This is a genomic window from Ruminococcus flavefaciens MA2007 (assembly GCF_000621845.1).
Classification (GTDB): Bacteria; Bacillota; Clostridia; order Oscillospirales; family Ruminococcaceae; genus Ruminococcus; species Ruminococcus flavefaciens_E.
This window is the reverse complement of sequence record NZ_KK211354.1, coordinates 209,470-236,168: the sequence shown is the minus strand read 5'-3', so window position 1 is coordinate 236,168 and position 26,699 is coordinate 209,470. Positions and strand designations below refer to the sequence as shown.

The following is a 26,699-nucleotide window of genomic DNA, read 5'->3' as shown; positions in this document are numbered from 1 at the left end:
ATTAATGCAAAAAAGGACGGCTTTCATGCCGTCCTTTTATAATATGTATTGGATTCAGTCCTATAGGTGCATTTCCCTTTCTATCCAGTCCATAAGGACATCTACTATATAGGAGCGCTCCCCTTCTGTCAGGACCTTTCCCGACGGGATATTATGCCACTTTTCGAGACAGCTCCTACAGCAGCAGGCAGCTGCGTGCTGCGCTATGAATACAGGGTGACCTTTCATGGGAGTCTGCTTGCCGTCGTTTTCTGGATTCTCCGCTGAAAGCCGCTTTTCTACGAAATCCCGTGCGTGACTTCGTATGGTATCAATTCCCTTTTCAGTCACATAAGCCTTATCCTTTGCCGACAAATGGAATCTGTTTCTGAAATCCGACCTGCTTAGTCTGGCAAAGAGCGCTCCCCTGTCAGGAAGCTTGTATTTTATCGCGTCTGCCATGCCCATATTGGGGATATAGCTGTAGCCTGACTTTTTCGCCTGTGATATGTGGAGCTTTCGGTCTAAATGATAGGTCCTGCCGTCTTTAATGAATACAGCTCCCGTCTGTCTGAACGTGAATGGCACTGCACAGCGGATACATTCACGGCGAACCTCCTGTATCCACCTGAGATCACAGGGACGAGCATTATCCCCTGATTCACCGCCGCAGCTGACGTGCTCAATAAGTCCCTTTGCAAGGTACTTTTCCATGTTTATCTCCCCTATCATGGGCTCGCAGATGACTTCGCGGTGCTTTATGTGCAGACTCAGAAATATCGGCAGTCTGTAGTCAGTTCTGTCCTGATTTTCACAGGTGCAGCATATGGTAACATTGTCCCAGCCGTCTCCCCAGTCGGACGGTATGCACTGAGCAAAGCGGTCTATCCTCTTGGTTATAATGTGAAAATGAAGATCCTGACGCTGACGTATCATGTCCCAGCAGCCCTGCCGCCATTCATCGGCGTCTTCAAGGAAGAAGTCCGACGTCATGCAGGCAAATACAATTCCGTCCTCAGCGGTCAGCTTGTACTGTCCCTGACGGTTCTTTTTCAGCGGCAGATCGTAATCTCCAGTCTTTGCAACAATGGAAGCGTCCTTGCCGATACTTTCGTCCCTGCGGTAAACGTAGCAATTCGCACAGCCTGCACTTATCTTGTGACAGCCATGCCACGGATTCCATATCGACATTTTCATCGCTCCTTTAGTAATGAAGTATACGGCTTGTGTACCGCAGATATTTATTATAGCATTATATAAAAAATAATGCAATACATCGCGTTTGCCTGCGTTCAAAATTATTCATTTATTCCCTGAAAATGCAGGTGTATCAGCTTTTTCTCATAAAGGCAATTCTCAAAACAAGTGAAAAAGAGGCTCGAATGAGCCTCTTTGTTAGTTATGCTTTAAATGCGTATCTCAGGAAGTTATACATATGCGCTCTTACGGATATGGAACCGTGGTCGCCGTCGGTAAGCTCATGCCAGATATGCTCAACGCTGTTCTGCTCAAGAGCCTTGTGGTAGCTCTCGGGAGCGTCGCCTACAGTACCGTCAAACCGCGTGCAGGTTATCATAAGCACATATGGGCTCGGAGCTGAACCGAAGCAGAACTCGCTGGGTGACATACAGCCCTCATGAGTCATATTGCCGTCGACAGTTGGGAATATACCGGGAGCAGGGCAAACTCCGCCAACGTAGCCGTAGAGCTGAGGTCTGGTAACACCAACATAGAGAGCCTCTCTGCCGCCCATTGAGAAGCCTGTAACAGCAGTATTCTCCCTGTCTGTTTTTATCGAGTAGTTTTCCTTCATAAAGGGCATTATGCTGTTTTCAAGGTCTTCACGTACAGCGTCGTAAGCCCGTGAGGATTCATTTGTAAATGCAGGGAAAAGGCTTCTGTCCTTTGTGGTGAACATCTGCGGAAATACGATTATCATTTTCTCAGCTTCGCCCGAAGCAACGAGATTTCCCAGCATAGTCTGTATCTTCATGCTGTCGTCTGTCATGGAGTCCTCAGAGCCGAAAATACCGTGGAAAACATACATTACGGGATACTTCTGACTGCCGTCGTAGCCGGGTGGGAGCAGGATATTGAGATTCTTTTCGCACTCGGCGTCCTTGGAGTAATAGGTCTTTTTCTCAATCTTTCCGTAATCAACACCGCCCTTTTTCTCGGTAACGGAGCTGTCCTCGTGAAGATGAATATCCGCCGCCATTTTCTTCATGTAGCTGTCACCGCTGTTGACAGTTGTAGTTGTAGTAACAACAGGTGCAGAAGAAGTTGTGGTGGTCGCAGTAACAGTCGTTGTCGCAGCTGATGCCTGCGGGAACTACTTTATCGAACCCAGCACATACTTCTGAAGCAGTACAAGGTCGTTTATCTGGATAGAGCCGTTGCCGTCGATATCGCCCAGCATATCAGCCTGTCCGCCCGAAAACATGGTAATCAGGTTCTTTCGGCATAATACCAGATCGAATGAGTCGATGACGCCGTCGTTGTTAAGATCGCCTGTAGTTGCAGCTATAGCAGGCGCAGAAGAGCCGACTGCAAGAACTGCGGCAGCTGCAAGAGCAGACATTGCTTTTTTGATAATATTCGTTTTAATACCCCTCCGTGTGTCATTGCTTGAAATGATACCTTTATTTTACAGCATATCGGCACAAAAGTCAAGAATATCAAAGAATAAAAACGTGAAAGCTCAATTTCTGTATCACCGATAAGATAGCATTTAATATTTTTTCTGTATTTTATAAGTCAATTAAATGCTCACATAAACAGAAGAAAAAACAGCTCCCATATCGGGAGCTGTCTGTTTTCTTATTCTTGATACGACAGAACTGCTTCGGAATACATTACAACTCCCTTTGAAGCATTCGGGTGTATGTGGTCAAGAAGATAGGTCTTATCAGGCATTACAGTAAGTTTGTCTCTGATATAGGTATTAGCATTTATGAAACTGTATGAATGCTCTTTGCAGTATTGTTCAAGCGCTGAAGAGTATTCATCGTTCAGGTCAGTTTTTTCTGCAAAAGAAAGCAAACAGAACGGATCTCCGTCTGTGGAATACCACGGTGCAATGAAAACGAAGTCTGAATCAGGCGATAGCGTTGACAGCTTTGATCTGAGCGATTCGATCTCCAGTATATAATCATTCGCAGTCATTGCGCAAACTGCATCATCGCGGTATCTCACATCATTTGTACCAAGAGCGATAACATAGAGCTGAGCCTTTGGGATATTATCGGCGCGTTCTGTCATATAAGACACAGTACAGCTGCCTTTTGAGTAATTCATGATCTGTTTGTCCTTAAAATATTTCTCTATCGGTTCATACCACGGACAGCCGCCGTTTTTTGTTCCTTCAGTAACGCTGTCGCCGATAAAGCATATCGAATCAGCCTTTTTCATAGCTGAGTAAAGGACACCTGACTTCATTTCTTCCGTTATGTCCAGTCCCTCAGCCTTGGAACGGATAAAACCGTTTTCGTTGAAGTAATAGCGCTCTGTAACGGACGAAATATCCATTTCGTGTCTGAATACCACATTGGTTATAAGTGCATTGGACTCGGCTGCTTTGTCGATATCATCAGTGGTAAGCTGCTCCCTCAGTTCTTTTTTGAACATGATCTCATGTATGGGAAACTGCACGGTAATTGCCATCTGCCCTTGCGTGTGTATACAGCGGAACGATACTTCCTCCGATCACTTTTTTGGTATCACGGTCAATGTAAACATCTATCAGCATACTTGTATCACCCTGATCCTCACGATAGATATTCGCAAAGTTTCCGGGACAATAACTGATAAATACATTTTTTCCATTGTTGTTTTCTATCTGTACAGGTTCAACTACATGAGGATGATCACCGAGAATGATATCCGCTCCATTCTCTATGAAAATATCAAACCATTTTTTCTGAGTCTCGTCTGCCTCATTTGAGAATTGAGTGCCGATATGCGGTAAGACTACGATCAGATCAGGTGACATAGACCGTGCCTTTTGGAAATCTTCTTCAACCGACTGTCTGAGCTTTTCAAAGCGCTCTCCCTCCGTATTGGATATGACAGAGGTCAGATAGGAATATCTGCCGTCTATCAGCCAGTTGTCGTTAATATGGTTGCTTCCGTATGTATAAGAGAGAACTGCCATTTTTATCCCCTGACATTCTATCAGTTTCACACGGTTTTCTTCCTTATCCTCAGCAGATCTGTAAGAACCTGTATGGTCAAGACCGATCTTATCAAGAATATCTATCGTTCTGAGGGCTCCTTCCTCGCCTTTGTCAAGAAGATGATTATTGGCAGTAGTCACAAGATCAAAGCCAGCTTTTTTGACATCTGATGCAAAAGAATCGGGGAAATTGAGATATAGCTCTTTTCCGTCATTAAAATTGCTTGAGGTATACCCTGCCTTTTCGCCTGCCATAGGACCTTCAAATACACCTATTGCATAATCAGCGGAGGAAATATATGGCTGTGCATATTCAAAAACATCTGTAAAGTCATATTCACTGCCATTGTATGCACGTTTTACCTGATCTTCAAGCAGTATCAGGTCTCCCGCAAAAGTTATACGGAACGCATTATTGAATTCCTTTTCCTGTTCATCAGTCATTATCGGGTAGATAGCCTCTTCGCCATAGTCGTTCTCGGTATTTTTCGCTTCATCATCTCCATTATATTCCCCTTTTATCAGCTTTATAATGTCAGCTTTGCTCACACCTGCATATGATTTTACAAGAGCAGATACTATAAAGCCAAGTGAAACCATAAGCGCAGCTATCTGTGAGAAAGAAGTCTTTTTTCCTCTGTCCGATGTGAATATTGCAGCTCCGCCGTCCATAAAATGCTTAAAATACTTGCAGATAAAGTCATTACCGAAGATCAAACATATTGCAAGCGCTGATATTACGGAAATCATCATTATATAGCCGGTTCCAATACCTTTTATATGATCGCTTATCAATAAGGTGAAAGGTCTGTGGGAAACATATATCCATAAAGAATTCCGTCCAAACATTGTGATAAAAGGAATTTTATTCTGCGGCGTAAAGCATCTTAGTGCATATATCGCAAGGAAAGCGATCACGTAAAGTACTATCCTGCCAAAAGCATCTACCGAATCTTCATATGCTGCCATCTGAAGCGCATTGTCGGTATAATAAAAAAAGTGATACCCGATATACATTAAAACAGCTGAACCGATCAAACAAAGTGAGCCTGACAGCAGTTTTTTAGTATATTTCTTCCGGCATAGCTTATCACTTTTTTCCGCTGACAGCAGATAGCCGCTCATATAAAACGGATAAAAGCCGATGATCCTCGCTGCTGAAAACGTATTGTCAATAGAAGAATAAAAACCTGCAAACAATGCGATGATAAAAAGTATTAGATTGATATCCTTGAATTTTGCAATATGATGTGCAGTAAGCCGCCATGCGATCAGCGCGATAAGGTACCAATAAGAGAACATCGGCTGCAATAGGGATTTAAATCCGTAGATGAAGCCTATTATGCTGTTGAAAATAAAAAAGAGAAAAACAAGCTTGATAATGCTTTCAAAGCTGTGCGAGCGTTCACTTTTTCCAAAGTAGCCTGAAATAAAAACAAACGCCGGCATATGAAACATATATATGTAATCTACGGTACTGTTTATCGTATCCGAATAATCCTGAAGCTGAAACAAGATGTGTGCGAATACCACCAAAAGCATTAGCACACCTTTCATATTATCCCAGTAAGCGCTTCTATTGGTGTTTATTGTTTTTATCGAATCCATTATTTCTTACCCCCCGTAAACATAACCTGATAACTCAGCCCGTATTTATATATCTTACCGCAGTCCTTGCCTGTACGGAGTGCTTCACGGTCAATGCCTGTTCCTTTCAGATGCTAAAGGACTATACGTGAAAGCTGCACTTGTACGATACGGCAGCAGTCTGTGTCATTCGTTGATGAAAATGCGAAGAATCCTGAGTAAATCTTTACATACATTATATCATAGTTATACTGAAAAAGCAATATTATCTTCCGATTTTACGTTGATTGCGGCTTTTGCTCCACTAATAAAAACAATGTTCCCCATTTTTACTCAGTTCAAGGCTATGCTCAAAGGCAAGGCATCTTTTGATTCATTTTCAAGCAGTATAATCCATCAACTCTCATTTGATTAATTATTCGTTTCGTTGTATAAAGGTACGTATTAATGTGTCAGTAGTATGTGAGGCGGCTGTTATGCAGATAAGACCGACTGCTTCCACAATCGGTCTCATCCCAAACTTTATTATTGCACTATTTTCGTTTACACAGAATTTGGGATAAGCTCAATAAAAAACGCCCGAACCTGATGAAAGCCCGAGCGTTTTTGTTCTTCGTTATAGAAGAAGCTGTTTTGTCATTCCGTTTAAATGTATTGTTTTAGGAGGTTATACACTTAATGCTTCAGCTAAAAATGGTTCCCGTTTTAACATCGTCCCGTGCTGCACATTCGGTCTGTCCCCCTGACGATGGAGCGGAGCATACCAAGCATACAGGATATTCTGTTTTTCATTTTCACCGCTCCTTTCGTTTGGTGTGGCTTTAGTATATCACACAGAAAGCGGTTTGTCCAATGCAAAAAAGCCATTGCAGATTATAGAAAAAAGCTATACCCGACGCCCTTGAAAAGCTCATGTGTATATGCTATACTTATTAAACAAGTAGGAATTACGTTTACAGCTTTGCACTTGCAAGACTTACGATATATGCGGCGTGACCGCCCTCCACATTATATACGTCATATCCTCGGTCTTCCAGTATCTCGGCGACTTCTTCGCTGAGGTCCCCTGTCCTGCACAGTACGTAGACAGGCTTATCCTTGGGGAGCTTTGATAGTCTCGTTGAAATCTCGTCAAAGGGCACGTTTACCGAGCCTTTTATACCGTTGTTTTCAAATTCTTCGCGGCTCCTTATATCGAGAAGAAGCACTTTTTCCATATCAAGAGCGGATAACTCCGCCGCATTTATACTTTTCATATCAATTTCCTTTCGGGAGGCAAAAATGGCTTTAACAGACCAACAGCTCGAACGCTATTCGAGACACATCACATTAAAAGAAATAGGCGTAAGGGGGCAGAAGAAGCTCCTTGCCGCAAAGGTGCTCATCATTGGCGCAGGAGGTCTCGGCGCACCTGCCGCCATGTACCTTGCAGCCGCAGGCGTGGGAACTATCGGCATTGCCGACTGCGATAACGTGGAGCTTTCAAACCTGCAAAGGCAGATAATACACACCACCGATGATGTGGGCAAAACAAAGGTACAGTCCGCTGCCGAGACCATAAAAGCCCTCAATCCCGATGTTGAAGTTATCACATATCACGAATACGTAAACAGCAAAAACATCGCGGCTATGATAGCAGATTACGACTTCATAATCGACGGCGCGGACAACTTCCCCACAAAGTTCCTCATAAACGACGCCTGCATCCTTGGACGCAAGCCCTTTTGTCACGCAGGTATCCTGCGCTTTGAGGGGCAGCTTATGACATATGTCCCCGATAAAGGTCCCTGCTACCGCTGTATATTTGAAGCTCCGCCGCCGAAGGACGCAGTCCCCAGCTGCCGTGAAGCAGGAGTTATCGGCGCTATGGCTGGTATAATAGGTTCCATGCAGGCTCTTGAAGCCGTGAAGTACAACACAGGTCAGGGGGAGCTTCTCACAGGAAGTATGCTCATATTCGACGGACTTAAAATGGAATGGCGCAGGGTAAAACTGCCGAAAAGAGTTCCGTCCTGTCCTATATGCGGCGATGATCCGGCTATAACCGAGCTTTTTGACGAGGAACAGCAGGCTTGCAGCTTGTTATAATATGATTATATAACCGGCAAGAGTAAAAGTCAATAACCAATTCACAGAAATCCTATTGACAAAGTATGCTAATTATAGTATAATATAAACATAGTAAATCAGTATGTATTAACGGAGGTGTTTGTTATGCAGGTACATATGTGTAAAATGAATATTTGTATAACGAGCCCCGTGCTTTCTGTATCATAGGCTTTTTCTGCCTGTAAGCAAACAGTCTGCCGCGGAGGCAGACTATTTTTATTTGCAGGAGGAATCATATGAAAAGAATTGAAGTGATATCCCTTGACAGGATAGGTCTTGTCGGCGAGATTTCCAACGTCATCAGACGCCTTAACGGCAACATAATAACTCATACAGCCAATGTAGTGACAGACGAACAGAATACCCTTGTTTCGCATTTTACTGCCGATATCTGCTTTGAGACTGCTTCCGAAGATGAAGCTGTTTCCCGCAGGCTCCGCAGGATAAAAAATGTGCGGCAGGTAAGAATTACAGATATCTGAGGTGATATTTATGACCACAAGTAAATATTATTACAGCGGAAAATTCGGCATTGAGCGTGAAACTCTCCGTGTGGACGGTCAGGGCAGACTTGCTCAGACTCCCCACCCTTTCGGCAATGACGAGCATATCACCCGTGACTTCTGCGAGAATCAGGTGGAGCTCGTAACTCCTGTCTGCCACAGCGTTGACGAGGCTATTGAAGCCCTTGCGGAGCTTGACAAAAGAACCCGTGAGGAGCTTGCCAAAAACGGCGAGAGCATTTGGCTGTACAGCAACCCTCCACACTTTGACAGCGAGAAGGATATACCCATTGCAGACTTCACAGGCGACCATTCCTCGAAACGTGCATACCGTGAGGTATTACAACAGAAATACGGCAAAAAGCTAATGCTTTTCTCGGGGATACACTTCAATTTCTCATTTGCAGAGGAATTTCTCCGCGAGCTCAATACAAATAACGAGGACTTCCATACATTCCGCGACGAGTTTTATCTCAGGCTTTACAAGCAGCTCATGGTGCACAGCTGGCTTCTGGTGCTGCTTACGGCGGCAAGTCCATATTATGACGCTTCACTTGACAAGGACGGAAAAAGCGGTATAATTATGAGTGAGTATTCGTCCCTGCGAAACAGCAAACGGGGCTACTGGAACAAATTCCTGCCCATACTCGACCACAGGAGCTTAAAGACGTTCACAGGCAGTATCAAGAAGCATATCGTGACGGGCTCACTGTACTCCGCAAGCGAGCTGTACCTGCCCATACGCCTTAAACCAAAGGGCGTGAATACCCTTGAAAATCTTGCAGCAAAGGGCGTTGACCACATCGAGCTGAGAATGTTCGACCTCAATCCCTCCGCAGCTCTCGGAATCGACAGCAGAGACCTTGAATTTGCTCATCTGCTTATTCTCTATCTGCTCTCGCAAGCCGATTTCGACTTTGCTCCCGAGCTCCAGGAAAAGGCTGTCCGCGACCATAAAAATGCGGCACTTCTTGAGCCCGATACAAAGCTTTTAGAGCGCGGACTTGAGGTCATCGAGGAAATGGAAAAGCATTTCTCGGACAACGAAAAGGCACTTGAAATAATTGCATTTGAGAAAGAAAAAATACTCGGCAGAAATCATTTCAAAACCTCAATTGTATCGGCTTCTGCAAAGTAATTGATAATCAGACAAGGCGGTGAAATAAATGTGCGAGCTTCTGGGCTTCACCTCTGAAAAGAATACGGATATATCGGACTATCTGCGCAGTTTTTTTGCTCACAGCAGAAGCAATCCCCACGGCTGGGGAATGATGTACGAAAACGGCAGCAGAGTCATTCTGAAAGAGCCTGTCTGCGCCAGTGAGAGCAGTTTTCTCGGCGATATGATATATAGTCTTGCTCCACAGAAAAATCTCCTCGCACATATAAGATTTGCCACCGTCGGTTCTATAAACGAGAACAACTGCCACCCATTCACGGGAAAGGATATTTCGGGCAGAGAATGGACTCTTATCCACAACGGCACTATCTTCAACGGCAGACATAATCATCGTTATTCTGCCGCACAGCAGGGAGATACGGACTCCGAGCGCTTCTTCCTTTCACTTCTCGACTATATGAATGAGCATATCTCACGGGCTGTTCCCAAGGAGCATGAACGCTTTGAGGTAGTCAATAAATTCATAGTGGAGAACGCTCCGCGGAACAAGCTGAATCTGATGATATACGACGGCAATATGCTCTATGTACACAAGAATCTGAAAAATACGCTTTGCTTCAAAAGGCTTGAAAACGGCATTATTTTTGCCACAAAGCCCCTTGATGACGGCGTGTGGATACCGTTTCCAATGGCGCAGGTCATCGCCTACAAACACGGCAGAGAGGTCTATCGCGGAGACCGCCATAAGGGCACTTTCGTTCCGCCCCTTGAGTATATCACGGCAATGGACGCAATGTATATATGAGGTGAATTATGAGCTATAATTTCTACGGCTGGGAAACCGCTTTGGTACCGCCGATAAATAACGACTTCAAGGGCATAGATACGCCGCAGAAGCTATATGACGCCCTTACAGAGATATGGTGCGAGTACACCTGCGCTCCCCGTCTGCGCATCAAGTGGAGCAAGGAGAATATAACTCTCGGGCAGTGCGCCATAACCGCTTTTTTAGCGCAGGATATCTTCGGAGGAAAGGTTTACGGAGTCCCCAGACCAAAAGGAAATTACCACTGCTACAATGTTGTGGGAGATGTGGTATTCGACCTTACAAGCGAACAGTTCGGTGATGAAATACTTGACTATACTGAAAATCCCGAGCAGTTCAGAGAAGTACACTTCTCAAAAACTGAGAAACATGAGAGATATGAGTATCTCAAAGCAAAACTGAAAGAATATACGGAGCATAACTATGAGCACGAATGAACTCAGAAAAGCCATTATTTCGGACGATGAGCTGAGCTTTTCCCATAACGGCAGAGATTATCTTTTATACGGCTGGAATCAGTGCGACGGCTACGTGCTCAGCCTTGAATGCGAGGGCGAGCTTGTGTGGCAGTCCGCGCCAATGTATAAAACCGCCTGTACAGAGGAATTTCTCAGGTATTATTCCGAACTATAATAACTATTTCGTATCAGACAATAACTGTGATACGCAGTATAATTATAAGGCGTATCTGTTACAGGATGATAGAACTTATTAGCTTTTCCAATAATCATTGTTTTGTGGTGAAACTGACATTACATATCGATAAAAGTAAATATATAAAAAATAGCGTATGTATCAAAACATACGCTATCGTTCTTATTAACAAAAGAAAAAGCTACATTTTATACAATTTGTATCAAAAATGCAGCTTTCAACTTGGCAGGGGCAGAAGGACTTGAACCCTCGGCACGCGGTTTTGGAGACCGCTGCTCTACCAACTGAGCTATACCCCTATATTCTGTTATGAGCTAATCACAACATAATAATTATATCAGAACCGCTCGAAGCTGTCAATAGATTTTAGAAAAATTTATTTTTTAACCAAAGTTTGCTTTTTCGGCTATAGAAAACACAGATATCCTTTTTCTGCCATTTACTCCACAGTAAAAAATTTCCATATTTTTTGCTAAAGACTTGACAAACTCACCGACAATGTATATAATGTATATACACACTGCTGTGGCAATGCCGCAGCATAAAACATAATTATGGAGGATAAAATGGAAACACTGAAAGTACAAAACCTCGTAAAAACTTTCACAATAAGTGAAAAACAACGAAAAGCTCTCGGCATAAAAGAAAAGAAAAAGGTAGCCGTTGACGGTATCAGCTTTACCGCAAAATCAGGCGAAGTTTTCGGTCTTATCGGACCTAACGGCGCAGGCAAAACAACTACTATGCGTATGCTTGCAACTCTTATTGCTCCCGACAGCGGTGACGCTTTCTATAATGAAGTCAGCGCCGTCAAGTCTCCCGAGGAGATACGCTCACAGCTGGCATTCCTTACTACCGACCTAAAACCCGATATGAAGTCCACACCTAACATCATGTTCGACTTCTTCGCAGAGCTTTACCACGTTTCTAAGGACACAGCGGAAAAGCGCAAAAAGCTGCTCTTTGACGAGTTTGGCATAAACAAATTCGCTGATACTACTATTTCTAAGCTCTCACAGGGACAGAGACAAAAGGTATCTCTGGTAATTTCGGTTATCCACGATCCTAAGTTCGTAATTCTTGACGAGCCAACAAACGGACTTGACATCATCGCTGCCCGCGAGGTACGCGAGTTCATACTCAATATGAAGAAAAACGGCAAGTGCGTAATAATCTCCACTCACCTCTTCGACCTCGTAGAAAAGGTCTGTGACAGAGCCGCCATGATAATGGACGGCAAGATAGTTGCAGACGATACACTGGAAAACCTCATGCAGGGACGCTCCCTCGAGGACGCTTTCTACGATATTTATACAAGCCTTAACGGCGGAAAAGATGAGGTGTGACCATGAGAGATATTATTACAGTTGCAAAAAAAGAAATAAGAGCCTTTTTCAGCGATAAGGCGATATTAATGCAGATGTTTATCCTGCCCTTCGCTATAGTATTCGGATATGGTATGCTTATGTCGGCAATGTGGTCCGGTATGCGTGAGGATAGCACAGTACAGGATAACAAATCGATCATTGCATACAGCATAAATGCACCTGCGGAATTCAGCTCCGCCCTTGACGAGCTCGGCATAAAGCCTGCTCCCGATAATGACATTGAAAAATATAAATCACAGGTCAAGAGCAAAGACGCGGATATGCTTATGATATTCCCCGATGACTTCAAAATGGGCTCGGAAGATACAAATTCGCTGTCAAATATAGATATTTTCTATAATTCCGATAAAGACTCCTCTATGGAGCTGTACTCCAAAGCCACAGTTATATTCACTGCAATGCAGCCACGTATATTCACTTTCAATGAATCAACTGATATAGAATATGATCTTGTGGATAAGGCGGCAATGCTGAGAAATCTTCTTAGCGGAATAATACCACTTATGGTATTCATGGCTGTATATATGGTTTGTATGAATCTTGCAGCAAACTCTATCGCAGGCGACAAGGAAAAGGGCTTCCTCAACACCATGCTGATAACTCCAATAAGACGTGAAAGTCTTGCGGCAGGAAAATCCATCTCAATACTTTTAGTCGCTATAATCTCAAGCTGTTCGGCTTTTGCAGGAATGGCGTTATCTCTGCCAAAGTTCTCAGAGGCATTAGCGATAGCAGAAAACACCAGCTACAGTATATCAGATTATGCATTGCTTCTGGGAGCAGTTATTACAGGTGCATTCGTATTTGCGGTAATACTCCTTATTATTTCCACAGTTGCCAAGGACGTAAAACAGGCAACACAGCTTTCGCCTATACTTCTGCTTATCGTAATGATACCTTCTTTACTGTGCTCCAGCGACAGCTTTGCGTCAAATGTTGAAAAGCTTGGAGCAAAAAACTACATAATCCCTGTATGGAATTCGGTAAAACTACTTCAGGACGGTATAAAGCTCAACTATTCATGGGCAAATGCAGGAATAACATTCGGGATCAATATTGCTGCCGCCCTGTTAGGAATTGTTATTATAGGAAAGCTTTTCAGAAGAGAAAAAATCGTAAACGGCTGATAATACAAAAAAGCTCCACTATGTTTATCCATGATACTTATATAGAAGTTTTATGTTTATTATTGAGAGAACCCCTTTTGAAAAAGGGGCTTCTCTCAAACTCTCTCCCTAAAACTTTCGTTTTGTTTTTTCACAGATAGGGCGCACCTGCATTTTGCAGGGCTTTTTTTATCTATGGAGCGCCCTATCTGTGAAAAAACCAGATAAAAGTCTTTGGAAAGGGGTATGGGGGAAACCCTTTCCTCAGAAAGGTTTCCCCCATAAATAACTATAAGCTTCTATATCAGTATAACAGATAAACATAGTGGAGCTTTTTTGCGTTTATTTATCATTTTCTTCGAGATAGTTCACAGCCCAGCTCAGCTCATAGTCCTCTTTATCGCGGAATATCTTCATAGCAGCGTCATAGTCAAGAGGTATACGAACCTCCACAGGATTACGGCTTATCCTGTCTGCACGGGTGTCGATATCGGGCTCGTCATTTTCATTGAGCATAAGTCCCACAGGATAATTCACGCTGACTATGCCCTCAGACAGCACACAGCAGCCCCCTGTTATCTGTCCGCTGCCGCTCGGATTAGTGATACCTGCAAGGGTAACATTGGACAGCTTTGAAAGGCACTGGGCTGTGCTGTCCCCTGCGCTTATGCAACCGCCGTTAGTGAGAACAACCACCTTTAAATCGGCAAATTCGCCTGTGCAGTGTATCGTCTGAGTGGTCAAGCGTTTGTATTCACCGTTTTTGCGGACGCCCAAGCCTGTGGCGTAGATATCCTCACTGCCGAGAAGTGCGCAGAGCTCATAGCCCACAGCTCCGCAGCCGCCCATATTATTGCGCATATCAATAACAAGGTACTCCATTCCCTGCTCTTTCAGTCTGCTCAGCTTTTCGCGGAACATCTTTCTTGCCCACTTGCACTCCCCTTTGTTGAAGCAGATTTTATCATGGATACTGCCGCCTGTGGTCTCGACGCTGAGCACAAGATATCCGCATTTGTCGTCCAGCATTTTCGTGCTGAAATTAGAATTTACCAGCTCTCCTAAACTCTCGGGACAGTGCATGAAGGCATTGAAGGCGTCGTCATAAGTATGTTCATCGTCATGAGCGTGGAGCTCCGCGGTCTGCTCCCTGCCGTTCTTATCCCCAAACGTTACCTTAACAGTTTCGCCGCCTTTTCCCGACAGCTCCAACAATGCTTCTCTATCATCGTTTTCTTTTACAGGCTGACCGCATTCCATGCTCTCCGCAGCCTGCAAAACGTCCTCGCCGTCCCATTGGGTGATGACAGTTCCGTCCTCTATGCCAAGCTCATTGACCGACTTATCAGTACATACAGCAATGACCTCTCCGCTGTCAAGCTTTATCATGGAAAGACCGTAGTCCCTCATCAAAAATGCAGACTGGTACTTATCATGGTCGTAATGACAATGCACACTTACATGACCGTCGTGAAGCTCCATGCAGAACATATCCACCGCGTCGGCAAACTTGGCAGGATCCTTCTCCTGCTCCGCTTCACTTACCTGCGGCATATATTTCTCCTCAAGTGCGAAAAAGTCTATTTCTTTCCACTCTTTCAGCACGTAGCTCCTGTCAAGCTCCTTAACCAATGCGTGAAAGGACTTTGTGTAGCTTTTCCGTGCAAAGTTATTGGGATCAATCGCCGATGTGCTGAAAAACAGAAAGAATACAGCGGAAATAACTCCGACTATCGCCGCAGTTACTCTGTAGCCCTTTTTCATATCTGCGCACAGCATAGGGAGAAGCGCCAATATAGCCGTGAGATAAATAGAAGTATAACATTGCAGGAAAGAATCGTCTCCCGAAACATATATGAAATAGTGGACTGTAGTTATACCCAGCGGTATGAGACAAAGCTTTTTCCAAAGCTTCATTTCCTTTTCGTAATGCTTCCAGCGGTGATGAAGCACAGCCAGTATCAGCATTACAAGCAGTATCACGCCGAACCATATTATATGTACTTTATTTGTACCTGCAACCATGAAGCGGAATGCTCCCCAGATATCACTCATAAACGTTCTCCGTTCTGTTATTATATTGGAATTGTGCCACAGCAGCTCTCCCCTGTCAATGAAAAAGCCGCAGAACGCAAACTCTGCGGCTTGATATGTACTTTTTATCTTGTGAGAGCGACAATGCCGATGATAAGGATCACAAGTCCGATCACACTCACTGCGGCGCTGACAGCGGAAAGAATAGTTGAAAGTGTTTTCGACAGCGGAGCGTCACGCTCAACAAAGGCTTTCTTCGGTTTATCGGGATCATAGAAAACATCAACGCTCTTTCCCACGGGGTATCTTGACTCCATAGCCGCCTGTGCCGCAGCCGCATTGCCCTTCATTTTCACCACAGTGGGAAGCTCCCCGTCAACGGTGATATTCGAGCCGCCGCTGAGCACCTGCATACCTGCCACATCGGCAAATACTGTGGTGCAGGCTGCAAAGCGCGGACCTGCCACTTTATAGGTCTGTCCTTCCACAGAATAGCTTACAAGCGGTACGCGGATATTACAGCTGTAAATATTCGACATACGCTCAACAGTACCCGTTGTATGCCCTGTAAAATGCTCTTTTCTGTACTTGGGACGCTTGAACCCCAGCCACACAAAAACCGCGAGCATAACTGCTCCGATAAGAATCACCAATATCCCGACAAGGATAAACACCCAGCCTGTGGTATTATCTAATACGTTCACTTCTGACATAAAAAGCTCCCCCTTAGCCTTTCAGCATATTATTTACCATATAATTGTACCACAAATTTAGATGAATAGCAAGGTGTAAAGCTCATTTTTTCGTACTAAAGCAATAATAATGACATAGAATTCACCGCGAGTATTGCTATTTCAAAATATATGTGCTATAATGATTTAGAAATTTTGCATTGCGCCAGAAAGGATAAAAAAGCTATGAATATGAATTTCAAGTGCAAGCTCCCGATACCTGCCGAGGTCAAAAGCGAATACCCCGTATCGGAAGAGCTCAGCAAGGTAATTGCTGCGAGAAACGAAGAGATCGCACAAGTCATCAGAGGCGAAAACGACAGATTGCTTCTCATCATCGGACCATGCTCAGCTGACATCGAGGACAGCGTTATAGACTACATCACACGTCTCAGAGGCGTTCAGGAAAAGGTCAAGGACAGAATACTCATCGTACCAAGAATATACACAAACAAGCCCCGTACCACAGGCAAGGGCTACAAGGGAATGCTCCACCAGCCCGATCCCAGCCAGAAGCCCGATATGTACAAGGGTATCGTTGCTATCAGAAGAATGCACCTGAGAGCTATACAGGAGACAGGCTTCACCTGTGCCGACGAAATGCTCTACCCTGAGAACCACCGCTATATCAACGACCTCTTAGGCTATGTTGCTATCGGTGCACGTTCTGTTGAAAACCAGCAGCACAGACTCACAGCCAGCGGACTCAACGTGCCTGTCGGAATGAAGAACCCCGTAAGCGGCAGTATGCCTGTTCTTATGAACTCTATCGAAGCTGCTCAGTCGGGACACACTTTCCTTTACAGAGGCTGGGAGGTAGTTACCGAGGGCAATCCCCTTGCTCACGCTATCCTCAGAGGCTATGAGAACCACCACAGCCAGAGTATGCCAAACTATCACTATGAGCATCTCCAGCTCCTCAACGAGTTCTACGAGTCAAAGGGCTTCCAGAATCCTGCCTGCATAGTTGACACAAACCACTGCAACTCAGGCAAGAAGCACCTCGAACAGCCACGTATCGTCAAGGAAGTCCTCAGCAGCCGCAATTACAACGACAGTATCCGCAAGCTTGTAAAGGGCTTCATGATAGAGAGCTACATCGAGGACGGCAACCAGAAGGTAGACGAGCACATCTACGGAAAGTCCATTACCGATCCGTGTATCGGCTGGGAAAAGACCGAAAAGATGATACTCGAAATTGCCGACAGAGTATAAGCGCATAAAAACATAAAAGCTTCGTTTTACTTGTGTAAAACGAAGCTTTTTTATGCCTGTAACAGCAAATGCTCTCAGTTATTCTCGATAAGCCTTATAAATTCATTCTTTGGCAGCGGCTTTGAGAAGTAATAGCCCTGCAGATACTCGCAGCCCAGCTTTTTAAGTATCTCTATCTGCTGCTCTGTCTCAACGCCCTCCATGAGAGCCTTTTTCTGCATTTTATGGACCATATCTATAGAAGTTTTCAGCAGAGTCATGCCCAGCTCGCTCTTTTCGGCGTTCCAGAGTATGCTCTTGTCTATCTTTATGATATCAGCTCCCAGCGAGAACAGCGACGACATATTTGAGTATCCCGTACCGTAATCGTCGATAGAGAACTTGAATCCCTCACGCTTTAGCTGCTCGATGACATCGGCAAGGTGGTCATAGTCCTTTGCGGCAACGGACTCGGTTATCTCAAAGTTTATCATCTTTTTGCGTATGCCCTCGGCTTCAACAACTCCGCTGACATATTCCGCAAAGCCCTCTTTCATACACTCCAGCACCGAAAGATTGACATTTATGCAGTCCATGCCGTTTTTCTGAGGAATGCCCGTAAATATGAACTTGCAGACCTCTTTCAGCACAAATTCGTCAATAACATCGATGATACCGAGCTGTTCAGCAATAGGTATGAACTCGTCGGGATAGATTATTCCCATGTCCTTGTCGTTCATGCGCAGAAGCGCCTCTGCGCCGTGAAGTGTCTTGTCGATATTGTATGTAGGCTGATAATAGACCTCGAAGCTGCCCTTGTCCAGACCGTGGGTAACTGCCTTTTCAACAGCGGAGCGGCGGATTATCCAGTCAAGGGACTTGCCCTCGATGATACGCTCCTCCATAAGCTCGGGGATAGGACACTCGGCGATATAAATGACCTCCTCCACGTTTTTAGCACGTTCGGGAACATTTACAAGCATAATTCTCGAAGAAACGATGATATCAATACCGTTTACATTCCATTGCTGCTGAAAGCGCTTATTGATAGTCTCTGCAAGCTCATGTGCCTCTTTATCGGTATAATCGTAAAGAGCAAGAGCAAATCTGCCGTGTCCCACAGAATAGATAAAATAGCGCTGTATCACAGTTCCAAGGTATTCCGATACCTCTTTTATGATAAGGTCACGGTTCATTCTTCCGAAAACGACTGTATTTGCAGTCTTATCGAAGCGGATATTGCGTATTATAAGTATTTTTACAGGTATTTTGTTTTTCAGATTGGCTTTAAGGTCAAGCTCGAAAGCCGCCGAATTATAAACGTCAAGCTCAACGTTCTTGCGGTCGTCCTCGTTCTCGATAAAGAGCAGGACTCCCGAAAAGCCTATAGATTCAATGAGTATCTCTACTCTGAGCTGCGGTATGAAGAGCTGTAAGCACACGCCCACTACAGCCAGCAGAAAGCATATGGCGATAGAGCGCTTGCGCCCCTTAGAAAGGATATTCCACGACTTCATGCACATTATAAAGGCTGCGATTATCCATAAGCCCGAAGTGATATAGATAAATATGTATTCGCCCCATGCTCTGTGGAAAACTCTTTCCTCTGTGTAGTACCAGCTCCAGTGCGTCAGCGGATTTATGGCGACAATAAACTCGGAAACGATAACTATCGCCCATGAGATCATCACACGGAGCTTTTCCTTCCGCGAAGCACCGGAACTGCACCTAAAGCCTACAGAACGTCCTATAACAAAGGACAGGTAGTAGTACAGCACAGGTGCAATAAGACCGTGGCTAAGGAAATAAACGTATTTTGACGACCGCGTTATCATAAAAGCCACTTCCGAGCTCATATCATATTCTCCCACGCGGACGTTGATCATTTCGCAAACGGCGTTGACGGCAAGAAGCATAAGAAGCGACATATAAATACGGTTCTGCGGCTTTCTTGTATGACCGTCAAGTATAGTAAACGCCAGATTTCCGAAACAGATCAATAAAGCTGACAATGCAACACCAAAACAGAAATCAGTATATCTGATCATCTCTGTCCCCCCCTTGGCTATATACAGTTTTGTTTACAGAAATGAAGCGAATAGAAGAAAAACTGATTTGAAGCAAAAGTGCAGTTTTTATGACAGTTTGATATAAAAAAGCGCAAACAGAGTATATATTTATATCATTATAGCATAAAATTATGAACATATCAACATTCACGGAAAAAAATTCCGTTTTTATATTCACAGCGCGGAGAAAAGGCTCGGAATCAGACTGTTTTCGGGCTGTCAGCAAGCTTTTTAGTACCAGCAAGTACTAAAATATGCACATTGACCTCTGTATGTGTTAAAGTCAATAGTACCAAAAGGTTCTAAAGCCTGACATTACGAGGTGATAATATGCACTTTCAAAGATTAAGAGACCTGCGTGAGGATATGGACTTATCCCAGACCAAGATAGCCCAGCTCCTGCACACAAGTCAGACCGTTTATTCACGCTATGAAAGAGGCTTCCAGACTATTCCCGTGGAGCATTTGCTGATACTCGCAGACTTCTACGGCGTTTCCGTGGATTACATCCTCGGCAGGACAAACATCAAGGAGCTGAACAAGCCAAAACAGCACTGAGTTCTGATTTCATCAAGGAGTAATATATATGAACGACAAAAATACTCACGCAGGACACAGAAGCCGCATGAGACAGCGCTTTCTCTCCTCGGGGCAGGACGGGCTCTTTGAGCATGAGCTTTTAGAGCTGATACTGTTTTATGCCCGTCCCGTGGTAAATACCAACGGTATCGCCCACGACCTTACCGACCAATTCGGCAATCTCAGCAAGGTGCTTTCAGCAGGCGAGGAAAAGCTCCGCGAAGTCAAAGGCGTAGGCGCAGGCGGCGCTGTATTCCTCAAACTCATAAACGACTTCGGACTAAGCTATATGCGGAGCTCCCACAGCAGTGAGACTCTTTCCGACCGCAAACAGCTCTGCGACTGCATTTCACAGCAATTCAAGGGCATAAATGCCAGAATATGCAATATTCTCTGCCTTTCAACACGCTCCGAGCTAATGCGCACCGTAACTCTGCCCATAGACGAGCTTTTAAGCGACAGCATCACACCAAAGGAGCTTGCGGCAATGCTGCTGAAAAGCGGAGCCGCCGCAGTCTGTATCGGCATAAACCACGGAAAAGGCATTGCCATACCCAAAGATGAGGACTACCGTATCGCCTGTATTTTCGGGGAGCTGCTGTCGGCAATAGGCATAGGCTTCAGCGACCTGGTCATATACGGCGGCGGCAGATGCTTCTCAATGCGCGGCAGCGGCGCATTTGCGTTCTGAATATGGCTGACAAAAATAAAAAGCTGCGCAGGGAGCAGCTTCTCGAAAAATATCATAATGACGGCTTTGACGGGCTCACAGAGCACGAAAGACTGGAGCTCCTGCTCACTTATGCACAGGCAGACGAGCCTGCTGTGCTTGCCGCGGAGCTTCTCGGCGAATACGGCAGCGTGAACGCACTTGCCGACGCAGACACCACGCTTCTTATGAAGGATAACCGCGTCAACGAGCAGACCGCCGTTCTTCTGCGGCTTATCCCCTGTATCAGCCGTTCTCTGTACTCAGAGCGCTTCGCAATAAAGACTCTCAACAGCTCCAGGGCGGCAATTGATTATTTCGCCAGCCATTTTATCGGAGCTGTAGGCGAAAAGCTGATAATGACGGCGGTGAGCAGCCGTTTCCGCATATGCGCTACCAAGGTGCTCGCATTCGGCACAGCCTCCCGTGTATCGTCCTCCTATCGGGATATCGCGGAATTTGCCATAAAAAGCGACTGCGACATATTCTTCATAGCCCACAATCACCCACACGGCGAAGCCAAGCCCTCGGACAGCGATATGCTGTTCACCCGCAATGCTCTGAAAGCCCTCTCCACACTGGGAGCAGTTCTTGCAGACCATATAATCATCGGCGCTGAGGGCGGCTTTTCAATACGTTCAAGCGGACTTCTCCCCGAAATGAAGCCCGACGGCGTAAAGGGCTATAAATAGCCGTTAGCTGTCAATGCTGAAACGGTCTGTTGAACGAGCCAATTTCAATAAGATTGCCCTCGGGATCGGCGATATAGCAGGTCCTCTGTCCCCACGGTTCTGTAGTAGGCTCTAATATGGGCTTCGCACCCATTCCGATGACTCTTTCGTACTCCTTATCAACCTCCTCATAGGTATCCACATAGAGGGCAAGCTCAAAGTGTCCGTTGACGCCCTTGAGGTATTCGTATTTTCGATTGGTCATCTTCTCGAAGTCCTTACGCCCATAAAGCAGGAACAGCGTACCGTCCTTGAGCAGATAAACATTTGAGGTGTTTTCGTCCTCTTTTATTTCAAAACCAAGGACATCCCTGTAAAATCTTATCATTTTTCCCATATCTTCAACTAATAGTCCGAAACCGTCTAATCTCATAATAACCTCCGATATTTTGATTTTTCGGGAGTTCATTCTCCCGATATACGGGAATTATATCACAATGCCGCGGAAATGTCAATGAAAAGCCGCCTGTCTCAGACAGGCGGCTAACATACTTTAAAGTTAATTCAATGGAATCTCGAAAAATCTGTTTCAATATATTTTTCAAATTGAGGTTTACAGTATTCGGTCTTATCATTAGCAGCTTTGTCTTTTTTACTCCCGTTGAACCATATACTGTGTTTTCCCGCATTTTTGCCAGTTCTATTTGTAATACATTCCTGCAAAAACTCCTCAGATGAAAGAATCCACATCGTATCAAGTCTTTCAGAATAAAAAACAAAATAGAAATTTTCAGTAGGTTTATGAGAAATAGCAGCAAACAAAGCGGCATCTCCCTTTGCTACTTCTCTTGAACGGGCTTTTATTTGTACCTCTATAAAAGTACCATCTTGTTTCTTAATGACACAATCAACTCCATGGTCATCAACTAATGGAAGATAAACATCTAATCCTTCCATTAACATTTTTCCAACCAGATTGTATTCCATTCTTTTTCCAAATCCAGCCGTATTTCTAAACGGTATACCCATAAATAACTCCTTAAAAGAGATTTTCCGATAACTATTTTACTATATTGAAATTATATCATGGACAAAATAAAAAGTCAACAACAAGCAAAAAGCCCGAAGTCAACCGACTTCGAGCAATATTTATATGCAATTACTTGAGAGCAGCCTTGAGAGCGTCAACTCTGTCTGTCTTTTCCCATGCAACGCCGAGCTCCTCACGTCCCATATGACCGTAAGCAGCAAGCTGTCTGTACTGGGGCTTTCTGAGGTCGAGCATTTCGATGATAGCTGTAGGACGAAGGTCGAATACCTTTGAAACAGCCTCTGAGAGCTTCTCCTCGTCTACCTTGCCTGTGCCGAATGTATCAACAAGGATAGAAATTGGCTTAGCAACGCCGATAGCGTATGAGAGCTGAACCTCGCACTTGTCAGCAAGACCTGCTGCAACGATGTTCTTAGCGATATAACGTGAAGCATAAGCAGCGCTTCTGTCGACCTTTGTCGGATCCTTACCGCTGAAAGCTCCGCCGCCGTGACGTGAATATCCGCCGTATGTATCAACGATTATCTTACGTCCTGTAAGACCGCTGTCGCCCTGAGGACCGCCTACTACGAAACGTCCTGTAGGATTGATGAATATCTTTGTGTTCTTGTCCATAAGGTCAGCAGGGATAACTGCCTTGATAACGTACTCCTCGATGTCCTTGCGGAGCTGTTTGAGGGAGATATCGGCAGAATGCTGAGAAGAAACAACAACTGCGTCAACTCTTACGGGCTTGCCGTTGTCGTACTCAACAGTAACCTGTGACTTTCCGTCGGGACGGAGATAACGGAGTGTGCCGTCCTTGCGTACTTCTGTAAGCTTCAGAGCAAGCTTGTGAGCCAGTGAGATAGGAAGCGGCATAAGCTCTGGAGTCTCATTGCAGGCATAACCGAACATGATACCCTGATCGCCTGCGCCGTTTGAAAGTCCGTCGGACTTGTCGTTTTCCTCTCTGTACTCGAAAGCCTCATTTACACCCATAGCGATATCGGGAGACTGCTCGTCGATAGATGTGAGAATAGAGCAGGTGTGACCGTCGAAGCCGTACTTAGCTCTGTCGTAGCCGATGTCGATGATTACCTGACGAGCTATCTTAGGGATATCGATATCAGCCGATGTAGTTATCTCGCCCATACAGAGGACCATACCTGTAGTTACGCAGGTCTCGCAGGCAACACGTCCCAGCTTGTCCTGCTCGAGGATAGCGTCGAGAACAGCGTCAGAGATCTGGTCGCAGATCTTATCGGGATGTCCCTCAGTTACCGATTCAGATGTGAAAAAGCATTTACTCATAAAAAAACCTCCTGAAATATAAAAAATGACTTCTCATTCCGAAGAGAAGCCATAGTTGCCCAATGTCCTCATCTTTCGGATAAAACCGCAGGAATTAGCACCTTCGACTCATTACGTTCGGGTTGCTGCGGCTTCACAGGTCCTGTACCTCCGCCGCTCTTGATAAGGTTTCCAATGTATTATACACTATTGTCGGAAATTTGTCAATAGGATATTTCCCGAGTGCAACAATTTTTTTCCGCAAAACAAATGAGCCTCCTTTTAAGGAAGCTCATCTGCCATGATATAGGGATTATTGGGGATTTAATAATTTAATGTTGGGGTAAACATTAAACTACCATGAAAATCAGCTTCGGGATTCTTCTCCCTCAGCAATTATATTATAGCATATTATTATGTATTTTTTGTGAAATTGTCAGCAGAACAGAACAGAAACTTATCAACATAAAATTTTGAATACTATTGATTATGCACAATACAAATTTCCTGTGTCCACCTTATTTATACCAGCCGTACAGAATTGTAACCGAATTAGTCCCAGTTATTACATTTTCTGCTTGAATGTAACTCTTTACAGGTTCAAAGGAACGCCGCTTATTTCTTCACATCGCTTATTTTGAACCAGAATGTAGAGCCCTTTCCGAGAGTACTGCGCACACCGTAATCGTAATTGTGCATTTTCAGCACAGCCTTGACGATAGAAAGTCCCAGACCTGTGCCCACTACCTCTCGTTTATGGTTCTCGGAGCGATAATACTTATCGAAGATGAGCTTTATCTTGTCCTCCTCGATACCGTCGCCCGTATCCTCTACCTCAACAAGTACGCCGTCCTCGGTATTTATCTGACGGACAAATACCTGCTTGTCCTCGCCTGTGTAGTTTATCGCATTGTTTATCAAGTTGTAGATTACCTGCTCTATCTTGACCACGTCGCAGTACACCATTCTCTCCTCATCGGGAGTAAAATGTATATGATAGCCGTTTTTCTCTGAAAGTCCCCTGAATCTGTCCATTATCTCGCTGAGCTTTGCACTTATGCCGAACTCTGTAGGATTCAGCTTCTGCTTGCCGCTCTCCAGCTTTGACAGGTCAAGCATATCGTTTACAAGAAGCGCCAGTCTGTCGGTCTCGCTGATGATAATTTCAAGGTGCTCGTTGCGCTTGACGGGGTTATCTCCCGAAAGGTCGCGTATCATCTCCGCATAGGCTTTCAGCATGGTCAGCGGAGTCCTCAGGTCATGGGAAACATTGGCGATAAGGTCTCTCTGCATGGTATCCACCTTTGAGAGCTCCTTTTCCGCATAGGTAAGGGTATCCGCCAGCTTTTTGGCTTCGAGATAGCCCCTTCCGTCGAATTTCGTATTGAAATCGCCCTTAGCCAGTATCTCCGCAGACTTTGTTATCCTGTCTATAGGAGCAGATATCCTCTTTGACAGGTACAGCGATATGATAAATGCCAGTATTATTAAGATAATAGTAATGGTCATGAGCTGGCTTTTGATTATCTTTACTGTAGCTCCCACAGGTACGAGAGCCGCATTTAACAGCAGATAACCGTCGGGAGCTTTAGGATCACCGAGAGCACAGCCGTATACCAGCATATAGCTGCCGCTTCGGGGGTGCTTGACCTTCTTTATGATGACGCCTTTTTCCGAATCATCAATACTGTTTAACAGTACGCCGCTGTTTATGCCCCTGTCGTGTATGATACATTCGCCCATGACGTGCTTTTTCATCATCTCACGGCCGTATTTGTCCAGTACCTCAACGCAGAGGTCTTCGTCGTCTCCCGTATCCACAACGGCAGCATAGAGCTTTTCCTTCTCTTCATCATCTGACAGTATCTCCAGAACAGTCTCATAGTTATTCTGCCTGTCTGCGCTGTTATAGATCTCGGCTATGGAGTCCATGCTTGCAGCCGTTGACTGTATCCTCATCTTTTCGTAGAATTTCTCGAAGAAAAATATCTGAAATACCCAGATAAGCGCAAATACTGCAACGGTAAACAGCACGAAATACAGCCATATGGTAAAGCGGAGCGGTATCCTGCTGCCTACGCGCCTGAACTGCTTAATCGGCTTCAAACTTATATCCCATTCCTCTCAGTGTAACGATGTATTTACGGTACTCTCCGAGACTGTTGCGGAGCATTTTGATATGGGTATCAACAGTTCTGTCGTCGCCGAAGAAGTCATAGCCCCATACTTCTTCAAGGAGCCTGTCCCTTGAAAGAGCGATATTCTTGTTCTTTACAAGGTAGAATAACAGGTCGTACTCCTTGGGAGTCATGGAAGCCTTCTGACCGTTTACATAGACCTCGCGTCCTGCGATATCCACTTCAAGTCCCTCGAATGTAAATTTATCGGGAACAGCTTCCTCCTCCTTGTGGGTATTCCTCTTGAGAACTACCTTTACACGAGCCATAAGCTCCTTTGGAGAAAAAGGCTTTACCACATAATCGTCAACGCCTATCTCAAAGCCGAAGAGCTTGTCGTACTCCTCGCCTCTTGCAGAAAGCATGATAACGGGGATATTCTTGGTCTTATGTATCTCCTTGCAGGCGGAATAGCCGTCAAGTCTCGGCATCATAACGTCCATAATGATAAGGTCATAGTCGTTATCGTGGCAGAAATTCACAGCCTCCATGCCGTTTTCGGCTTCTGTTACCTCATATCCCTCGAATTCGGCATACTCGCGCACGACCTTTCTTATGTTTATTTCGTCGTCAACAACTAAAATGTGTGCCATATTTTTCCCTCCGTGTATTTGAATTTAACAATTCTGTCTAAAACATACAACGAACAGCTTTTCGCTGTCCTACGTTTATATTATAACATTATATCTGATAAAAGTGTATATAAAGTGATATTTTTATGAGTTTTTCCGTCAATTTTATCAAATTTGTTAGAGCCCGTAAATTT

Annotated in this window: 26 protein-coding genes, 1 tRNA gene and 1 riboswitch; of the genes, 12 read left to right on the top strand and 15 right to left on the bottom strand. The window is 44.7% G+C overall.

What is annotated here, in order from left to right; all coding sequences use genetic code 11:
• Window positions 1-60 precede the first annotated feature (60 nt).
• From T497_RS18990 to T497_RS0112610, 6 genes are all read right to left on the bottom strand, one after another.
• The gene (locus tag T497_RS18990) at window positions 61-1,170 is read right to left on the bottom strand and encodes a DUF5131 family protein (RefSeq protein ID WP_080693378.1); all 1,110 of its coding nucleotides are present in this window, start codon (window positions 1,168-1,170) and stop codon (window positions 61-63) included.
• 208 nt (window positions 1,171-1,378) lie between these two features.
• Window positions 1,379-2,206, bottom strand: a complete 828-nt coding sequence (locus T497_RS0112630; protein WP_028515922.1) for an alpha/beta hydrolase — start codon at window positions 2,204-2,206, stop codon at window positions 1,379-1,381.
• 105 nt (window positions 2,207-2,311) lie between these two features.
• Entirely contained in the window at window positions 2,312-2,560 is a 249-nt protein-coding gene (locus T497_RS0112625; RefSeq protein WP_028515921.1) for a dockerin type I repeat-containing protein, read from the bottom strand.
• A gap of 239 nt (window positions 2,561-2,799) precedes the next feature.
• Window positions 2,800-3,606: an SGNH/GDSL hydrolase family protein gene (locus T497_RS0112620; protein WP_196243044.1), complete on the bottom strand. Its 807-nt coding sequence runs from the start codon at window positions 3,604-3,606 to the stop codon at window positions 2,800-2,802.
• Window positions 3,607-3,610: 4 nt separating this feature from the next.
• The gene (locus T497_RS18965) at window positions 3,611-5,761 is read right to left on the bottom strand and encodes a CapA family protein (protein WP_028515919.1); all 2,151 of its coding nucleotides are present in this window, start codon (window positions 5,759-5,761) and stop codon (window positions 3,611-3,613) included.
• A gap of 932 nt (window positions 5,762-6,693) precedes the next feature.
• Complete coding sequence (locus T497_RS0112610; RefSeq protein ID WP_051530671.1) at window positions 6,694-6,996, bottom strand: rhodanese-like domain-containing protein; 303 nt, start codon at window positions 6,994-6,996, stop codon at window positions 6,694-6,696.
• Between the two features lie 25 nt (window positions 6,997-7,021).
• Between T497_RS0112610 and T497_RS0112605 the strand changes: the two genes are divergently transcribed.
• From T497_RS0112605 to T497_RS0112580, 6 genes are all read left to right on the top strand, one after another.
• Complete coding sequence (locus tag T497_RS0112605; protein ID WP_028515917.1) at window positions 7,022-7,828, top strand: HesA/MoeB/ThiF family protein; 807 nt, start codon at window positions 7,022-7,024, stop codon at window positions 7,826-7,828.
• A 257-nt stretch (window positions 7,829-8,085) separates the two neighbouring features.
• Complete coding sequence (locus tag T497_RS0112600; RefSeq protein ID WP_028515916.1) at window positions 8,086-8,331, top strand: ACT domain-containing protein; 246 nt, start codon at window positions 8,086-8,088, stop codon at window positions 8,329-8,331.
• A gap of 10 nt (window positions 8,332-8,341) precedes the next feature.
• On the top strand, window positions 8,342-9,490 hold the full coding sequence (locus T497_RS16875; RefSeq protein ID WP_051530670.1) for a glutathione synthase: 1,149 nt from the start codon (window positions 8,342-8,344) through the stop codon (window positions 9,488-9,490).
• Window positions 9,491-9,518: 28 nt separating this feature from the next.
• Entirely contained in the window at window positions 9,519-10,277 is a 759-nt protein-coding gene (locus T497_RS0112590; protein ID WP_028515915.1) for a class II glutamine amidotransferase, read from the top strand.
• Between the two features lie 8 nt (window positions 10,278-10,285).
• Entirely contained in the window at window positions 10,286-10,735 is a 450-nt protein-coding gene (locus T497_RS0112585; protein ID WP_028515914.1) for a YunG family protein, read from the top strand.
• On the top strand, window positions 10,722-10,931 hold the full coding sequence (locus tag T497_RS0112580; RefSeq protein WP_028515913.1) for a hypothetical protein: 210 nt from the start codon (window positions 10,722-10,724) through the stop codon (window positions 10,929-10,931). Before T497_RS0112585 ends, T497_RS0112580 begins: the two co-directional genes overlap by 14 nt.
• 244 nt (window positions 10,932-11,175) lie before the next feature.
• Here the strand turns inward: T497_RS0112580 and T497_RS0112575 are convergent.
• Window positions 11,176-11,251: transfer RNA gene (locus T497_RS0112575), tRNA-Trp, on the bottom strand.
• 267 nt (window positions 11,252-11,518) lie between these two features.
• Between T497_RS0112575 and T497_RS0112570 the strand changes: the two genes are divergently transcribed.
• Window positions 11,519-12,298: an ABC transporter ATP-binding protein gene (locus T497_RS0112570; RefSeq protein WP_028515912.1), complete on the top strand. Its 780-nt coding sequence runs from the start codon at window positions 11,519-11,521 to the stop codon at window positions 12,296-12,298.
• A 2-nt stretch (window positions 12,299-12,300) separates the two neighbouring features.
• On the top strand, window positions 12,301-13,467 hold the full coding sequence (locus T497_RS0112565; RefSeq protein WP_028515911.1) for an ABC transporter permease: 1,167 nt from the start codon (window positions 12,301-12,303) through the stop codon (window positions 13,465-13,467).
• 321 nt (window positions 13,468-13,788) lie between these two features.
• Here the strand turns inward: T497_RS0112565 and T497_RS0112560 are convergent, their stop codons facing one another.
• On the bottom strand, window positions 13,789-15,501 hold the full coding sequence (locus T497_RS0112560; RefSeq protein WP_028515910.1) for a S41 family peptidase: 1,713 nt from the start codon (window positions 15,499-15,501) through the stop codon (window positions 13,789-13,791).
• Window positions 15,502-15,605: 104 nt separating this feature from the next.
• On the bottom strand, window positions 15,606-16,193 hold the full coding sequence (locus T497_RS0112555; protein ID WP_028515909.1) for a DUF3592 domain-containing protein: 588 nt from the start codon (window positions 16,191-16,193) through the stop codon (window positions 15,606-15,608).
• A 204-nt stretch (window positions 16,194-16,397) separates the two neighbouring features.
• Between T497_RS0112555 and T497_RS0112550 the strand changes: the two genes are divergently transcribed.
• The gene (locus tag T497_RS0112550; RefSeq protein ID WP_028515908.1) at window positions 16,398-17,426 is read left to right on the top strand and encodes a 3-deoxy-7-phosphoheptulonate synthase; all 1,029 of its coding nucleotides are present in this window, start codon (window positions 16,398-16,400) and stop codon (window positions 17,424-17,426) included.
• A 74-nt stretch (window positions 17,427-17,500) separates the two neighbouring features.
• On the opposite strand, the gene T497_RS0112545 is transcribed toward T497_RS0112550, so the two are convergent.
• Window positions 17,501-19,453, bottom strand: coding sequence for an EAL domain-containing protein (locus T497_RS0112545; RefSeq protein WP_028515907.1), 1,953 nt, complete (start codon window positions 19,451-19,453; stop codon window positions 17,501-17,503).
• Between the two features lie 351 nt (window positions 19,454-19,804).
• On the opposite strand from T497_RS0112545, the gene T497_RS0112540 reads away from it, so the two are divergent.
• The 3 genes from T497_RS0112540 to T497_RS0112530 are packed head-to-tail and all read left to right on the top strand — an operon-like array spanning window position 19,805 to window position 21,454.
• Window positions 19,805-20,032: a helix-turn-helix domain-containing protein gene (locus T497_RS0112540; RefSeq protein ID WP_028515906.1), complete on the top strand. Its 228-nt coding sequence runs from the start codon at window positions 19,805-19,807 to the stop codon at window positions 20,030-20,032.
• A gap of 28 nt (window positions 20,033-20,060) precedes the next feature.
• Window positions 20,061-20,744, top strand: a complete 684-nt coding sequence (locus T497_RS17720) for a JAB domain-containing protein (RefSeq protein ID WP_028515905.1) — start codon at window positions 20,061-20,063, stop codon at window positions 20,742-20,744.
• A 2-nt stretch (window positions 20,745-20,746) separates the two neighbouring features.
• Window positions 20,747-21,454, top strand: a complete 708-nt coding sequence (locus tag T497_RS0112530; protein ID WP_028515904.1) for a JAB domain-containing protein — start codon at window positions 20,747-20,749, stop codon at window positions 21,452-21,454.
• A gap of 10 nt (window positions 21,455-21,464) precedes the next feature.
• Here the strand turns inward: T497_RS0112530 and T497_RS0112525 are convergent, their stop codons facing one another.
• The 5 genes from T497_RS0112525 to T497_RS0112505 form a co-directional block, all read right to left on the bottom strand.
• Window positions 21,465-21,866, bottom strand: coding sequence for a VOC family protein (locus tag T497_RS0112525; RefSeq protein ID WP_028515903.1), 402 nt, complete (start codon window positions 21,864-21,866; stop codon window positions 21,465-21,467).
• 131 nt (window positions 21,867-21,997) lie between these two features.
• Complete coding sequence (locus tag T497_RS0112520; RefSeq protein ID WP_028515902.1) at window positions 21,998-22,462, bottom strand: hypothetical protein; 465 nt, start codon at window positions 22,460-22,462, stop codon at window positions 21,998-22,000.
• A gap of 130 nt (window positions 22,463-22,592) precedes the next feature.
• Window positions 22,593-23,777 carry a methionine adenosyltransferase gene (gene metK / locus T497_RS0112515; protein WP_028515901.1) on the bottom strand — a complete coding sequence of 395 codons (1,185 nt, stop codon included), beginning with the start codon at window positions 23,775-23,777 and terminating at the stop codon, window positions 22,593-22,595.
• Between the two features lie 65 nt (window positions 23,778-23,842).
• Window positions 23,843-23,946, bottom strand: a riboswitch (SAM riboswitch).
• Window positions 23,947-24,371: 425 nt separating this feature from the next.
• The gene (locus tag T497_RS0112510; RefSeq protein ID WP_242840013.1) at window positions 24,372-25,862 is read right to left on the bottom strand and encodes a HAMP domain-containing sensor histidine kinase; all 1,491 of its coding nucleotides are present in this window, start codon (window positions 25,860-25,862) and stop codon (window positions 24,372-24,374) included.
• Window positions 25,849-26,526 carry a response regulator transcription factor gene (locus tag T497_RS0112505; RefSeq protein ID WP_028515899.1) on the bottom strand — a complete coding sequence of 226 codons (678 nt, stop codon included), beginning with the start codon at window positions 26,524-26,526 and terminating at the stop codon, window positions 25,849-25,851. Before T497_RS0112505 ends, T497_RS0112510 begins: the two co-directional genes overlap by 14 nt.
• Window positions 26,527-26,699: the final 173 nt, after the last annotated feature.

What these genes read in the sequence shown, in the direction of transcription:
- T497_RS0112625 (WP_028515921.1), bottom strand. Translation starts at nt 2,560, where the DNA reads ATGTCTGCTCTTGCAGCTGCCGCAGTTCTTGCAGTCGGCTCTTCTGCG.
- metK (WP_028515901.1), bottom strand. Translation starts at nt 23,777, where the DNA reads ATGAGTAAATGCTTTTTCACATCTGAATCGGTAACTGAGGGACATCCC.
- T497_RS0112545 (WP_028515907.1), bottom strand. Translation starts at nt 19,453, where the DNA reads ATGATCAGATATACTGATTTCTGTTTTGGTGTTGCATTGTCAGCTTTA.
- T497_RS0112605 (WP_028515917.1), top strand. Translation starts at nt 7,022, where the DNA reads ATGGCTTTAACAGACCAACAGCTCGAACGCTATTCGAGACACATCACA.
- T497_RS0112530 (WP_028515904.1), top strand. Translation starts at nt 20,747, where the DNA reads ATGGCTGACAAAAATAAAAAGCTGCGCAGGGAGCAGCTTCTCGAAAAA.
- T497_RS0112520 (WP_028515902.1), bottom strand. Translation starts at nt 22,462, where the DNA reads ATGGGTATACCGTTTAGAAATACGGCTGGATTTGGAAAAAGAATGGAA.
- T497_RS0112525 (WP_028515903.1), bottom strand. Translation starts at nt 21,866, where the DNA reads ATGAGATTAGACGGTTTCGGACTATTAGTTGAAGATATGGGAAAAATG.
- T497_RS0112550 (WP_028515908.1), top strand. Translation starts at nt 16,398, where the DNA reads ATGAATATGAATTTCAAGTGCAAGCTCCCGATACCTGCCGAGGTCAAA.
- T497_RS0112570 (WP_028515912.1), top strand. Translation starts at nt 11,519, where the DNA reads ATGGAAACACTGAAAGTACAAAACCTCGTAAAAACTTTCACAATAAGT.
- T497_RS0112505 (WP_028515899.1), bottom strand. Translation starts at nt 26,526, where the DNA reads ATGGCACACATTTTAGTTGTTGACGACGAAATAAACATAAGAAAGGTC.
- T497_RS18965 (WP_028515919.1), bottom strand. Translation starts at nt 5,761, where the DNA reads ATGGATTCGATAAAAACAATAAACACCAATAGAAGCGCTTACTGGGAT.
- T497_RS0112580 (WP_028515913.1), top strand. Translation starts at nt 10,722, where the DNA reads ATGAGCACGAATGAACTCAGAAAAGCCATTATTTCGGACGATGAGCTG.
- T497_RS18990 (WP_080693378.1), bottom strand. Translation starts at nt 1,170, where the DNA reads ATGTCGATATGGAATCCGTGGCATGGCTGTCACAAGATAAGTGCAGGC.
- T497_RS0112620 (WP_196243044.1), bottom strand. Translation starts at nt 3,606, where the DNA reads ATGTTCAAAAAAGAACTGAGGGAGCAGCTTACCACTGATGATATCGAC.
- T497_RS16875 (WP_051530670.1), top strand. Translation starts at nt 8,342, where the DNA reads ATGACCACAAGTAAATATTATTACAGCGGAAAATTCGGCATTGAGCGT.
- T497_RS0112590 (WP_028515915.1), top strand. Translation starts at nt 9,519, where the DNA reads ATGTGCGAGCTTCTGGGCTTCACCTCTGAAAAGAATACGGATATATCG.
- T497_RS0112585 (WP_028515914.1), top strand. Translation starts at nt 10,286, where the DNA reads ATGAGCTATAATTTCTACGGCTGGGAAACCGCTTTGGTACCGCCGATA.
- T497_RS0112540 (WP_028515906.1), top strand. Translation starts at nt 19,805, where the DNA reads ATGCACTTTCAAAGATTAAGAGACCTGCGTGAGGATATGGACTTATCC.
- T497_RS0112555 (WP_028515909.1), bottom strand. Translation starts at nt 16,193, where the DNA reads ATGTCAGAAGTGAACGTATTAGATAATACCACAGGCTGGGTGTTTATC.
- T497_RS0112565 (WP_028515911.1), top strand. Translation starts at nt 12,301, where the DNA reads ATGAGAGATATTATTACAGTTGCAAAAAAAGAAATAAGAGCCTTTTTC.
- T497_RS0112600 (WP_028515916.1), top strand. Translation starts at nt 8,086, where the DNA reads ATGAAAAGAATTGAAGTGATATCCCTTGACAGGATAGGTCTTGTCGGC.
- T497_RS0112610 (WP_051530671.1), bottom strand. Translation starts at nt 6,996, where the DNA reads ATGAAAAGTATAAATGCGGCGGAGTTATCCGCTCTTGATATGGAAAAA.
- T497_RS0112630 (WP_028515922.1), bottom strand. Translation starts at nt 2,206, where the DNA reads ATGAAGAAAATGGCGGCGGATATTCATCTTCACGAGGACAGCTCCGTT.
- T497_RS0112560 (WP_028515910.1), bottom strand. Translation starts at nt 15,501, where the DNA reads ATGAGTGATATCTGGGGAGCATTCCGCTTCATGGTTGCAGGTACAAAT.
- T497_RS17720 (WP_028515905.1), top strand. Translation starts at nt 20,061, where the DNA reads ATGAACGACAAAAATACTCACGCAGGACACAGAAGCCGCATGAGACAG.